Below are 12,606 nucleotides of genomic sequence, written 5' to 3' on the forward strand. Positions count from 1 at the left end.
CGGGTGGAAAGGCATGACAAAACGGGCCGTCAGCACCGATCAGCACGGTGGGTTTTGGCAATAACGGGCTTGCGAAAGCCAACTTGCACGGGGCGAATGATCAAAAAGTGCTCGCTGGCGGTGATAGGGAAAGTGTCGGCGCCGGCTTCACGGATTCAGTAAAATGTAAGCCCTTTCCTCTAGCCTTCTAACTGGTAAATGCACTGTTTGCTGACGCACTGCAGTGCATTCTTCCATTGACTCCAGCTGATATGGATAAAGCAAAGAGAGGTGAAGACAACTCCTTACTTCAACGCTAACTCAATATTACGCTCTATCAACTTCAATGTTTTTAATTACCCGAGCAGGATTACCGCCGACCACCACATTATCCGGCACATCCTCAATAACGACGGCACCCGACGCAATAACAACGTTATTGCCTACGCTAACGCCCGGGTTAATGATGGCACCGCCACCAATCCAGACGTTATCTCCAAACCTAATCGGCTTTGCGTACTCTTTACCCGCATTGCGCTCATGCGGATCGAGGGGATGCGTGGCCGTATAAATCTGCACATTCGGCCCCAGCATGCAGTTATCGCCAAAGCGTATTTCACAAACATCCAGCAGTATGCAGTCGAAATTGGCAAAGAAGTTTTCACCAACATGAATATTATATCCATAGTCCAGGCGAATATTGGGCTCTACATAAAGACACTCCCCTGTAGAGCCAAATAACTCTTTTAACGCTTTCAAGCGCTGAGCGTCGGTTTCCAGTACTTGATTGTACTGCCTCACTTTGCGCCTTGCTTCCTCCTGCTCTTTTCTCAATACCGGGTCAGCAGGATTATAGAGTTCTCCTGCTAGCATCTTGTCTTTTTCTGTTCGCATTAGTCGCTTTCCTTGCTAGAGCCCCATGTTAATCAACCTCGGCCTTTATTGTCTCGCGCCGGTTCGTCGTCGAGCGGTGCAGCAAGTTCACGATATCATCGACACCACGGTAGACAACGGGAATCACTAGCTGGCTCAGAAGCGTAGATGTGATCAATTCGCCAATGACCAGGAAGGCCATGGCGGTTTACCGCCGTTTAATAGCATACTGATACGCATAGATTACCTATAGAAACTAAACGTTTTGGGTGGTTAACATAGCGGTTCTCTCGTCTCTGCTCGCCGTTAGCCAAGCGCCTATCATTCGCGAGAAGGAGGAACGCATGATGATCACGTCACGGGAAGACCTGGATGCCATCAAGCAGTCGTGCCAGGCAATGGTCACGAACAGCTCACGCCTTTCAGCCGGCGCGGCGATCATCCCCCTGCCGGGGGTGGATGTAGGCTCAGACGTCGCCATCTTGATGCGGCTGATCCCCAGGATTAATCACCAGTTCGGGCTAACGCCTGATCAAATCGAAGGTTTGGATACCGAAGCCAAGCTGTTCGTGATGACGGCCATTTCCAACACGGGCAGCAAGATGGCGGGGAAATACATCACCAAAAAGCTGATCGTGATGCTGCTACAGAAGATGGGCGTCAGGGTCGCTGCAAAAGGCGTCTCCAAGTTCGTACCCTTCGTTGGCAGCGCCGTGGCAGGCGGCATCAGCTACACCGCCATGAAGATGATGGGCAACCGTCATATCGAAGACTGCTATCAAGTTGCCCTGGCAACGCTGGAAAATGACCGGGAACTGGTTGTTATTGCAGAGGACCCGGCAAAGTCACTAAGCCGCGATGATTAGGTTATCAGCGTCATGACGCTCACACCGGCTTGCTTCGAGCGATCAAAATAGGTGGAAGCCTCTAGCAGCGGGTAGGGGCGCAAGGAGGCAAGAGGCCTTGCTTGGCATCCTTTTGCTGTACCCTTGAGCGACAGCCAAAGTGATCTCCGATTATGGCCCCGCTGACACCAAAACCAATCGGCATCATTCGATCCCGAGCCGGTGCGTCAGACCTTTATTCCAAACAGCTTTTCTGCATTCCGGAACGCAATTTTTTCCTTGGCGTCACGGGGCAGATCCACCGCTCTAAACCAGTCGGTGCCTTGCTTCATGTCTGCAAACGGGTAATCCGTTCCAAACATCACCCGATCCACACTGATGTACCTCAGCAAAAGATGAAGCAGTTCATCCTGGAAGAATGCGCTGGTTGTGTACCAGAAATTGTCACTGAAGTATTGCCCGATAGGCTTGTTCAGCGAGTCTTCAGTCGACTCGCTCATATCTCCCACGATACGCTCGTAGTAGAACGGCAGGCCCTCTCCCATATGGCCGATAATCATCTGCAGTTTAGGAAATTTATCGAACACCCCAGTGATGATCAGTCGAAGACATTGAGTCAGCACCTCCTGGTGCCATCCATATCCTGAACCGCTGAAAATGTAGTTCTGGAACAATTGGTCATACCCTGGCCGCATGGTGTTGTAATAAATATTGAACACGTCTTCCGGGGGGAAGCCTGGATGCAGGTATATCGGCACATCAAGTGCCTCGGCGCGCGCCAGAAGTGGCTCGAAATCCGGGTGGTCGAGGAATTTGTTGCCAATGAATCCATTGGTCATGGCCCCCAGAAAGCCATCTTCCCGAACGGCGCGTTCCAGTTCGTCCGCTGATGCTTCCGGGTTCTGCAGAGGCAAGGTTGCATAGGCCTGGTACCGCCCCGGGTAGGTGGCCATCGGGCCATCGGCAATCATCTTGTTGAGACGATAGGCGAAATCGATGCCCTCCTGACCAGGGGCATTCTGCACGCCCGGCGTATGCGCGGAGAGGATTTGAACATTGATCCCCGCCTTATCCATTGCGCCGATGCGGCCAGGGCCAAGTTCTGCAAGACCCGTTTCCCTGAGGTACTCTACGTGTTGATCGTTAATCGCGTTCAGCGCGATCAGTTCCTCGGTAGTATAGGTCTCTTCCGTGGCGATAAATGGCAGATCCTGGTCTCGCAATGCGATGACCGATTTCTCTGTCGCAGCAGCACTGGAGATAATGGCAGGCGCGGACAACCCGGCACCAACACCAAGTGCCGCCGCGCCAGTTAGAAAACTGCGGCGTCCCATTGTCAGACTCTTTAGTTTTTTTTCGATCTGTTTCATGACAATTTCTACTCCGATGTTTGCGTTGCGTGGTTTGGGCGCAGCTTGAACCGCCCCAGGATATTGCCGATGTCATCCACGTAGCTGTACACCACCGGGATAACCAGCAGGCTCAAAAGCGTTGAAGTGAGCAGCCCACCAATGACCACAAAGGCCATGGGAGCCCGGAAGCTGGGATCGCCCGCCCAGCCCAAGGCGATCGGCATCATGCCCGCCCCCATGGCAATGGTGGTCATCACGATGGGCCGGACACGTTTTTTGCAGGCATCAACAATGGCGTCCACACGTTCCAACCCATGCACCCGGCGGGCGATAATGATGTAGTCGACCAGCAGGATCGAGTTCTTGGTGGCGATGCCCATCAGCATGATCAATCCGATCATGGCGGGCAGCGACACGGGCGTCTGCGTGAGGAACAACGCCAGGAAAGCCCCGGGGATGGAGAGCACCAGCGCCACCAGAATGGTGACCGGCTGCGTGAAATCCTTGAGCAGCAGCACCAGCACCATGTAGATACACAGCACGCCGGTCAGCATGGCAATACCGAAGCTTGAGGCAAGCTCCTCCATTTCCTCCGCATCGCCTTCTGCGGCCAGAAACACGCCGCGCGGCAACTGACGTAAACTGGGCAGTGCCTGCACGGCCTGTTCGATTTCCCCCAAAGGCTGCCCTTGCAGGCTCACCTCGAAATTGACGTTGCGCAGACGATCATGCCGGGTAATCTCCGAAGGGCCGCTGCTCCACTCAAAGGTAGCCACGCTCTCCAGCGGCACGGGTCCGTTCGCGCCAGGCACGGGTAGCCGTTTAAGGGTCGCCATATCCTCCCGCGCGGCATCCGCCAGTCGGACCATCACCGGCACCTGACGCGAGCTGAAGTTCAACTTAGGAAGGTCCTCAGCGTTGTCGCCCACGGTTGCGATGCTCAGCGTGTCGGCGATGGCCTGAGCCGAGACCCCAAGATCAGCGGCGCGGGCAACATCAGGGCGTACAATGAGTTCAGGCCTGACCAGGCTGGCCGTCGAACTCACCGCACCGATGCCGGGAATAGCGCGCATCTCCCGCTCGACTTGGCGAGCATGCAGTTCAAGCACCCGGCTATCCTCACCGGCGAGCACCAACTCATAGCCATCCCCCTCGTCGCCTACGCGAGTTCGCACGCCGGGAAGTGTGGCGAGTGCAACGCGCAACTGCTGCTCTATGTCTTGCTGAGTAACGTCCGCGCGGGTTGCGCGTTCCGCCAAACCAATGGTCAGTTCCACAGAGGTCACATCAAAGTCACTGCTGCCGGAGTTCTCACCGATGGCCGCAAAAACGCTGACGACATGCCGTTGCGTCACCAGCCGTGAGCGTGCCTGCTCGGCAAGCGCCACCGCTTCAGACAAGGTGCTACCGGGCGGCAAGGTGAGCGTCGCCTGCGTCTGGGAATTATCATCGGGGGGTATGAAGGTTCCCGGCAGGGTCGAGGCCAGCCAGATACCGCCTGCAAAACAGGCCGCCGCCGCGAGGAGCGTTGTCTTACGGTGGCGCAGGCACCAACGGGCAACGACCAGATAGTGGCTGATCCAAGCTGGATCGTGAGGGGGGTGTTGGGGTGCGCGCAGCAGATATGCAGCCAGCATGGGCGTCAGCAGGCGCGCCACCAGCAGCGAAAACAGCACCGCTACCGAGGCCGTCCAACCGAACTGAACGAAGAATTGCCCGACGGTGCCGCTCATGAAGGCGGTGGGCAGAAACACGGCAATCAATGTAAAGGTGGTGGCGACGACAGCCAGGCCAATTTCCGCCGCCGCGTCCATGGCGGCCTGGCGCGGGGGCTTGCCCATTAGCAGGTGGCGTTCGATGTTCTCAATCTCGACAATGGCATCGTCCACCAGCACCCCGATCACCAGCGAGAGCGCCAGCAACGTCACCACATTGAGCGTGAAGCCCATCAGGTGCATGAACGCGAAGGTGGGGATGATCGAGAGAGGAAGCGTGACCGCCGCAATCAGTGTCGCCCGCCAATTGCGCAAGAAGCAGAACACCACCAGCACCGCCAGCGCCATCCCCTCGAATAGCATGTGCAAGGAGCCTTGATAGTTCTCCAGCACCGGCCCGACGAAATTGAAGGCCTCTTCGATCTCGACATGGGGATATTGCACCTGCAACGCCGCGAGCGCAGACTGCACCCCCTCGGCCACATCCACCTCGCCGTACCCCTCGGCACGGGTCATCTCGACGCCGACAACGGGCGCGCCATCAAGCAATGCCATCGAGCGCCGCTCGGCCACGGTATCGGTAACCGTCGCCACCTCATCAAGGCGAATGCGCCGACCGTCGCTGAGCGCCAACTCCATTGCCGCCAGCTCGGCGGCGGATTCAGCGTTGGCAATGATGCGCACGGCCTGTTCGGCGCCGCCGACATCCACACGTCCACCGGGCGCCTCCAACTGCGCCTGGCGCAGCTGGCGTGAGATATCCAGCGCTGTCGTATTCAGTGCCAGCAGGCGGTCCGGATCCAATGCCACGCGGACTTCGCGATCGACCCCGCCGATACGCCGAACCGAGCCAACGCCTGGCACCGACAAGACGGCCTTGGTCATTTTGTCATCGACGAACCAGGAGAGTGCCTCATCGTCTAGATCGGAGGAGGTCACCGCGTAGCGTACAATCGGCTCACTGAAAAACTCACCCTTCCGAATCACTGGATCACGCAGGTCGGCGGGTAGCTCCGTGCGAATGCGAGCAACCGCGTCGCGCACATCCTCAAGAGCCTCTTGCAAGGACTTTTCCAGCCTGAATTCGATAGCAATGTCGGCATTGCCATCCGTCAGCGTTGTAGAGATGTTTTTGACGCCGGATATGGTAGCGATGGCGTCCTCGATCTTGCGGGCAACCTCGTTCTCCACTAAGGCAGGGGCCGCCCCCGGCAACGAGGCGGAGACCTCCACAAGGGGCAGCTGCACATCCGGCAAGTCCTGAATAAACAAGCCTCGGAAGGAAATGAGCCCCCAGAAGGTCAATAGGATGAAGAGCAGAACCACCGGAATAGGATTGCGAATCGCCCAGGATGAGGTATTCAACGTCATATCCCCTCCTCGACGTCGGTCTCAATCACCCGCACCTGGTCACCATTGCCGAGAAACGCACCGCCAGAGGCAACAACCCGGTCATCGGGCTCAAGCCCTGAGACAATTTCGATTCGATCCTCAGTGTGCTGGCCGAGGGCAACTTTCTGCTCCGTTATCTGGCCTTCATCGCTGACGCGATGGACGTAGCCAAAGCCATCGCGTAGCTGAACCGCGGCGCGGGGTAGCGTCATCACCTGGCGGGTGCCCAGCTCGAATTTACCCCTTGCAAACATGCCCGCTCGGGCGACGTCGCTTACTGGAAGGTCGACATAGACCAGGCCATTGCGGGTAGCGGTGTCCACTAGCGGCGCGATGGTGCGCAAGCGCCCTTCGAGCTCATATCCACCGGGCACGGTGACCCTGGCAGTCTGGCCCGGTCGCAGCTTATTCAGATCGGACGCGGCGACCTCTGCCCGCCACTCCAGGCGACCATGGCGCGTCAACCGAAACAGCTCCTGATCAGTGCCGATGACAGCGCCTACGGTGGCTGTACGGGAGGTAACTAAGCCATCGTCCGGGGCGACCACCTCCGTCTGCGCCAGGCGTAGCGCTTGAGCTTCATTCTCGGCTTGTGCAACATCTAGCCGCGCTCGTGCGGTGAGCTCGGCGGTTTCATATCGCTGAATCTGCTGTTCTGAAAGCGATCCGGTGGTTTTCAAACCGCGGGCACGCTGGGCGTTGGCCGTTGCTTCCGCAAGCGTTGCTTCGGCTTCCGCCACGGCGGCGCGGCTTCTCGCCAGCTCTGCGCGCACCGTGGTGTCGTTATAAACGGCCAGCACTTGCCCTTCCCTAACCTCATCACCCACATCTACCTTGACGTCTACCAGCCGCAGGCCGCTAATTTCGGTGCCGATACTGATCTCCTGCCACGCCGCGATATCACCATTGGCCGCAATCGTCGTCGGAAGTGTCTGAGATTCTAAGGTCGTCACGTTGACGGATAGTGAGGGCTGCGCCGTCGGTTCGGCGACGGCATCGCTTTCCGACGACACCGCCTGCATACACGCCAGCGCGGCAGCGCTGGCGATCACGACAATCATAATGCCGAAATACATTTTTCTGGTCGGAGGTGACATAATTCAGGCCTGTTCCAAAATGTTCTGTTCGTTAATGAAAAACGACATCAAGCATTTCTTTTGAACCACTATCGGCCTGCCTTCCTTTCTCATTTCTTACTGAGGTAACGTTTTAAAAAATCCGGCACCAGTAAGAAACGCGTAAGATAGCGCTCCTGATGATGGCACTTCCATACCGTTCTCACTTACACACTATGCTAGGAGTGCAACCATGAGTTCTCATCAGTCGCTATTGCTGAACGGCCGCCTCATCACTATGAGATTGGCAACCGCCACCTTTATTGGTGGTCTTGTTATTGCCTCTCCGTTGGCGTTCGCTGACGAAGAATATTCAGACGGAACCACTTGGGGATTGGGCATAGGTGCAATAAGCGAACAGGACCCCTATGCCGGTATCGACAGGGAAAACACCCCCTTCCCCTTGTTCCAGGTCGAAAACCGGTACATTAGTGTCTTCGGTCCGGAAATCGAATTTAAACTGCCGAGTCTTGTCATCAGCAACTCACAACAGCTCAATTTCGGTATCGTCGCCCAGTACGATGAGAGCGGCTACGAGCAAGGCGACGCCAAAATTCTCAACGGCATGAACGAGCGCAAAGGGGGCTTCTGGGCGGGGGCCAACGTGGAGTGGGAAAACGAGCTGTTCGAGGTCAGCGCCGAATGGCTCACCGACGCCTCCGGCAACAGCGACGGGCAGCGCTTCGACCTAGGCCTGGAGAGAACGTGGGAATTCGGCGAGCATATAATGCTAACCCCACACGTGGGAGCGTCCTGGCAGGACGACAAGAACATCGATTACTACTTCGGCGTTCGCGATAGTGAAGTTCGCTTCGATCGCCCTGCCTATTCAGGGGAATCGGGTGTCAATATCGAGGCGGGGGTGCGCGGCGTGTACCAGTTTGACCAGCATCACTCTGTGCTGATAGGTGTTGAGGTCACGAGCCTGGCGGACGAAATCAAAGATAGCCCGCTGGTGGATCGTTCGACCCAAAACGCCGTGTTAGCTGGCTATCTTTATACCTTCTGATGAGCCGCATACTGTTGATCGAGGACCACGACCGGCTAGCGCATTTGATGTGCAATGGGTTGGTGGCCGCTGGCATCGCCGTTGATGTGGTCGACCGCATTGATTCGGCTTGGGCTGCCGTGCAGCAGATGCCCTACCAGGCACTGGTGCTCGATCGCGGCTTGCCGGATGGCGATGGGCTGCTATTGCTCAAGAAGTTGCGCAACGCGGGCCTTAGCGTGCCCTGCCTGGTGTTAACGGCCCGCGATGCGCTGCATGACCGGCTAGAAGGCCTCGAAGCCGGTGCCGACGACTACCTTCCCAAACCGTTTGCCATGGATGAGATGGTGGCACGTGTCCGTGCCTTGCTGCGCCGCCCGGTGGAATTCCACCCCATCGATACGAGTTATGGCGACCTGAGACTGCATACGGAAAGCGGCGTTCTGTTTAGCGGCGACAAGAGCATTACCCTCGCGCCGGCGGAGCTGCACATCATGCAGTTGCTGCTATACAAGCACGATGAGGTAGTCCGCCGCAGCGCGCTGGAGGCGGCGGCCTGGGGGCTAAGTGAGGCGGTGACACCGAACGCCCTGGATGTCGCCCTGCACCGTTTGCGCCGAAAGCTTCTTGCTATCGGTTCGCGCCAGCGGATCGCCAACGTCAGAGGGATGGGATATGCGCTTCGTCAAGCGGATGACGCTCAATAGCCTGAGGCTGAAGGTGCTGCTGGCCTATTTGGCGGGTATGGTGCTGAGTATCACACTGCTGGTCATTGCCGCCGCAGTGGTGCTTCAGAGCGATCTACTGCCTCGTATGGATATGGCCGACGCGGCCGAGGGGCTGGTGGATAATATCGAGTTCGACAGTCGTGGCCGGCCCGTCGGTTTCGACGCCAGCATGAACGACCGCGCTTGGCTCTACGAAGGCCCACAACGCGAGACGGCGTACCGGATTCTGGATGATGCCGGGAACGTGGCAGTGGCCTCGAGTGCCGGAGAAGCTTTCTGGCCAGCCGACGGCGAGGCTCTACGTTTGGCGCGTGGCACCTTTTCCTTTGAGTATGATGACAGAACTTTCTACGGCGCCACGGAGCCCTTTGAGCATGGTGGAAGAACGTGGTATCTGCAGTTCGTCGCCAGTTCAAGATTCGTTGATGTCCTCTATCTCGTCGCCTTTCCACTGGTGGCAGCGGGCGTACTGGTGTTTGGCTTTGTCATGTTCGTTGCCTTCGGTCTATGCGCCTACATTACCTTGCGCTTAACCCTCAAGCCGCTGCGCGATGTTTCCAAATCGGCGGCGGCTATCTCGCCGCGCTCTATAGACGCCCGGCTCGATACGGACGCCGTGCCTGTGGAAATTGCCCCGCTGGTACATAGCTTCAATCACGCCCTGGAACGCCTTGAGCGTGGTTATCGCCTCCAGCAGGAGTTTCTCGGCCACGCGGCCCACGAGTTAAAAACGCCCCTGGCGCTGATCCGCGGGCAGGTTGAGTTGCTTGAGGAAGGGCGAAATGACCGCCAGGCGCTATTGAGCGATGTCGAGTACATGACCCGGCAGGTGCAACAACTGCTACTGCTGGCCGAAGCGAGCGAGGCGCACAACTACCAGTTTAGCGTTGTTCGAATGCACGACATCGCCCACGAAGCTTCCACCTACTTGCAACGCATGGCGGAATCCGCCGACGTTCATTTAACGGTGCTTGCCGCGGATCAAGGAGTGACATGGAAGGCCGATCGCGGGGCATGCTTCACCCTGCTCAAGAACTTGCTGGAGAACGCTATTCAGCATGCTCCCGAACAGACGCTCGTCAGCATGGAGATCCAGGAAAATATAATAACTGTGCGTGACCGTGGCCCAGGCGTCGAACCAGAACAATTGGCCCTGCTGTTCTCACGTTTCTGGCGTGGGGCGCATCGGCGCGACCATGGCGCTGGGTTGGGGCTGGCCATCTGCCAGGAGATTGCCATGGCACACGGTTGGGTGCTTACGGCCCACAACGCCCACCCCGGTTTGGCCATGACGCTATGCAAAGCGAGCGATGCCAATGATAGCGATTGATTTAAAAGCGCTCTGTAGCGCATCACGCCCAATGGATCGAGTGATCGTGATAACCATCAGCTTACCAACGAGGTTGCTATGCAAATCTTAAGGCGCCAACCCCTGAATCCGACCAACCTGCCCGATACCCTGGACGAAGGGCACAGCCAGGCCGTGCTGGTCCAGGGTGGATGCCGGGTGCTGATGTCCAGCCAGGTAGGCGTCGATACCCAGGGCCACTTGGCGGGGCCTGAGCTGGCAGCGCAAACAGAGGCCGCACTGGACAACGTCGAACGGTTGCTATTGAACCTTGATGGCGACCTTTCGCGGGTAGTGATGCTGAGAATCTATCTGGCCGAATCGGCCCGTTACGAGCAGGACGTGGTAATGGAAGCGCTTAAGCGCCGCTTCTCCAGTGCGCCACCAGCGGCCACATGGCTGATGGTACACGGCCTAGCCGAACCGGAATGGTTGATCGCTATCGAGGCCGAAGCGGTGCTGCCAGGGTTCACCTTGAACAACTGAATCATCGTCGGCGCTCATGGCGTCCTTGTTCTGCTTGTAAGCTAACGCCTCGCCCGTTTACCCGACCATTCCCGGTAAGCAACGCATAGCGACGCGCTGACAAAGGTAAGCACCCACCGATGGAGACTTCCATGTTTCTTCGCCTAAGCGTACTGCTTTCCGCCCTGGTATTGCTGGCCTCTTGCGCCGTACCGCCGGACTCCCCGCGTTTCCAACCTTCGGGCAGCCTGCCGCGCCATGATCAACCAAGCTTCGATGAGTACGTTCGCGACACCCGGGCGTGGATTGCCGACAATCGCGCCTTCATCGGCGACGACCGCCACCGCGAGATAGCGCTCAACGCACCGTTTGAGCGCCGTCCGGCGACACAGGCAAAACGCGGCATCCTGTTCGTGCACGGATTGGGCTCAAGCCCTTGGTATTTCACGGATATGGCCAGCGCCATGGCGGAAGACGGCTGGCTGGTACGTTCGATTCTGTTGCCCGGCCATGGCAGCCGCCCCGCCGACCTGATGTTGCCGGACCATGACGATTGGGAAAGCGCCGTTGCCCATCACACCAAGCTGCTTGCAGATGAAGTTGATGAACTCTGGTTGGGTGGCTTCTCGACCGGAGGCAACCTGGTCACCTCCCATGCGTACCACGACGACAATGTCGACGGGCTGCTGCTGTTTTCCCCAGGCTTTTACCCCGACAGCCACTACCTGTTTCTTGCCCCGGCGATTGCCCATTTCTGGGACTGGCTCGACATCGACGACGAGGACAATATCGTCACGTACCGGTCGCTGCCGTCGCGCGGTGCCTCGCTGTATTATCGCTCGGTCAGTGCCGTGCAAAAAAACCTCCATGCCGAGCGCTTCGATAAGCCCGTGCTGATGACCATGAGCCAGCACGACAGCGTTCTCGACCCCGACGCGACGCTCGATGCCTTTCAAACCCGCTTTACTCATCCGTCATCACGCTTCGTATGGTACGGCGACACCCCGGCTCACCTCGACGATCCCCGCGTTACGCCCCTCACCAGCTACCTGCCCGACCGGCGGATCAGCAACTTTTCCCACATGAATGTGCTGTTTGCGCCGGAGAATAGGTATTACGGGGAAGCGGGAAGCTACCTCATGCTGGAAAACGGCCAGGACGACCTCACCCCGCCCGATGACCCTGACACCCTGTGGTTTAGCGCATGGGGGCAGCGCGATGCGGACAAATACCATGCCCGATTAACCTGGAATCCTTATTTTCTCGAACTCCTCGATAATATCCGCGAGGTGACAGGTGACTAAGCGACGAAAAATCGACTGAAGTTAGCAGGATTCCTTGAGGTGAGCCGCCCGATCAATAGTAACGAAGGTCGAGCGATCACCGTATAGCACATGAACGTTGAGAAAAAACAGGTGAAATAACATGCTTATATCCAAGTCTTCACTATCCAAGTATTTTTTTCTAACGCGACGCGTGGAAGAGAAGACTTTATTTTCAAACGTTTGGTTATCTGATGCTCCTGAAAGCTTAAGCCATTTACAGCACTTTGCTTTACGCATAGCAACTTCTTTAACTCTTTTTCTAGCTTTACCCATTATCATGCTTAATGCAAAGTCAATTGAAATCATCATTGCCGTCTTCAGTGTTGAAGCTAGCACGACAGCCTTAATGTTTTCCAAAATAACTTCAAAAGACACGACAGCTTGGCTGCTGAGTAATATTGAGGATGAGATAGTAGAGCTCACCAATATAATAGGAGTGGCAGGTACTGGATCTCTCGTCGTTATATATATGTTGGCATAG

At 57.0% G+C, this 12,606-nt stretch carries 12 protein-coding genes; 7 read left to right on the top strand and 5 right to left on the bottom strand.

Features of this window, described 5'->3' with window-relative positions; translation table 11 throughout:
- Positions 1-306: 306 nt before the first annotated feature.
- Both B7L15_RS17825 and B7L15_RS19625 read right to left on the bottom strand, forming a co-directional pair.
- A complete protein-coding gene (locus B7L15_RS17825) occupies positions 307-873 on the bottom strand; it encodes a sugar O-acetyltransferase (RefSeq protein ID WP_085920254.1) in 567 nt (188 codons plus the stop codon).
- Between the two features lie 28 nt (positions 874-901).
- Positions 902-1,054, bottom strand: a complete 153-nt coding sequence (locus B7L15_RS19625; protein ID WP_176243727.1) for a hypothetical protein — start codon at positions 1,052-1,054, stop codon at positions 902-904.
- 142 nt (positions 1,055-1,196) lie between these two features.
- Here B7L15_RS19625 and B7L15_RS17830 point away from each other — a divergent pair, with 142 nt between their 5' ends.
- Entirely contained in the window at positions 1,197-1,718 is a 522-nt protein-coding gene (locus B7L15_RS17830; RefSeq protein ID WP_422823505.1) for a hypothetical protein, read from the top strand.
- 206 nt (positions 1,719-1,924) lie between these two features.
- On the opposite strand, the gene B7L15_RS17835 is transcribed toward B7L15_RS17830, so the two are convergent.
- The 3 genes from B7L15_RS17835 to B7L15_RS17845 are packed head-to-tail and all read right to left on the bottom strand — an operon-like array spanning position 1,925 to position 7,253.
- Positions 1,925-3,067, bottom strand: a complete 1,143-nt coding sequence (locus tag B7L15_RS17835; RefSeq protein ID WP_085920255.1) for an amidohydrolase family protein — start codon at positions 3,065-3,067, stop codon at positions 1,925-1,927.
- A gap of 8 nt (positions 3,068-3,075) precedes the next feature.
- Positions 3,076-6,135, bottom strand: a complete 3,060-nt coding sequence (locus B7L15_RS17840) for an efflux RND transporter permease subunit (RefSeq protein ID WP_085920256.1) — start codon at positions 6,133-6,135, stop codon at positions 3,076-3,078.
- Positions 6,132-7,253, bottom strand: a complete 1,122-nt coding sequence (locus B7L15_RS17845) for an efflux RND transporter periplasmic adaptor subunit (RefSeq protein ID WP_254902980.1) — start codon at positions 7,251-7,253, stop codon at positions 6,132-6,134. The genes B7L15_RS17840 and B7L15_RS17845 overlap by 4 nt, the downstream gene beginning before the upstream one ends.
- 211 nt (positions 7,254-7,464) lie before the next feature.
- On the opposite strand from B7L15_RS17845, the gene B7L15_RS17850 reads away from it, so the two are divergent.
- From B7L15_RS17850 to B7L15_RS17875, 6 genes are all read left to right on the top strand, one after another.
- Positions 7,465-8,280, top strand: a complete 816-nt coding sequence (locus B7L15_RS17850) for a MipA/OmpV family protein (RefSeq protein ID WP_085920257.1) — start codon at positions 7,465-7,467, stop codon at positions 8,278-8,280.
- Positions 8,280-8,966, top strand: coding sequence for a response regulator transcription factor (locus B7L15_RS17855; protein ID WP_085920258.1), 687 nt, complete (start codon positions 8,280-8,282; stop codon positions 8,964-8,966). Before B7L15_RS17850 ends, B7L15_RS17855 begins: the two co-directional genes overlap by 1 nt.
- A complete protein-coding gene (locus tag B7L15_RS17860; RefSeq protein WP_085920259.1) occupies positions 8,935-10,317 on the top strand; it encodes an ATP-binding protein in 1,383 nt (460 codons plus the stop codon). Before B7L15_RS17855 ends, B7L15_RS17860 begins: the two co-directional genes overlap by 32 nt.
- A 78-nt stretch (positions 10,318-10,395) precedes the next feature.
- Positions 10,396-10,821 (top strand): Rid family hydrolase, encoded by a 426-nt coding sequence (locus B7L15_RS17865; RefSeq protein ID WP_085920260.1) that lies wholly within the window; start codon positions 10,396-10,398, stop codon positions 10,819-10,821.
- A gap of 131 nt (positions 10,822-10,952) precedes the next feature.
- A complete protein-coding gene (locus tag B7L15_RS17870) occupies positions 10,953-12,104 on the top strand; it encodes an alpha/beta hydrolase (RefSeq protein ID WP_199284764.1) in 1,152 nt (383 codons plus the stop codon).
- Between the two features lie 121 nt (positions 12,105-12,225).
- The gene (locus B7L15_RS17875; RefSeq protein ID WP_085920262.1) at positions 12,226-12,606 is read left to right on the top strand and encodes a hypothetical protein; all 381 of its coding nucleotides are present in this window, start codon (positions 12,226-12,228) and stop codon (positions 12,604-12,606) included.

Source organism: Halomonas sp. CSM-2 (assembly GCF_002119345.1).
Classification (GTDB): domain Bacteria; phylum Pseudomonadota; class Gammaproteobacteria; order Pseudomonadales; family Halomonadaceae; genus Vreelandella; species Vreelandella janggokensis.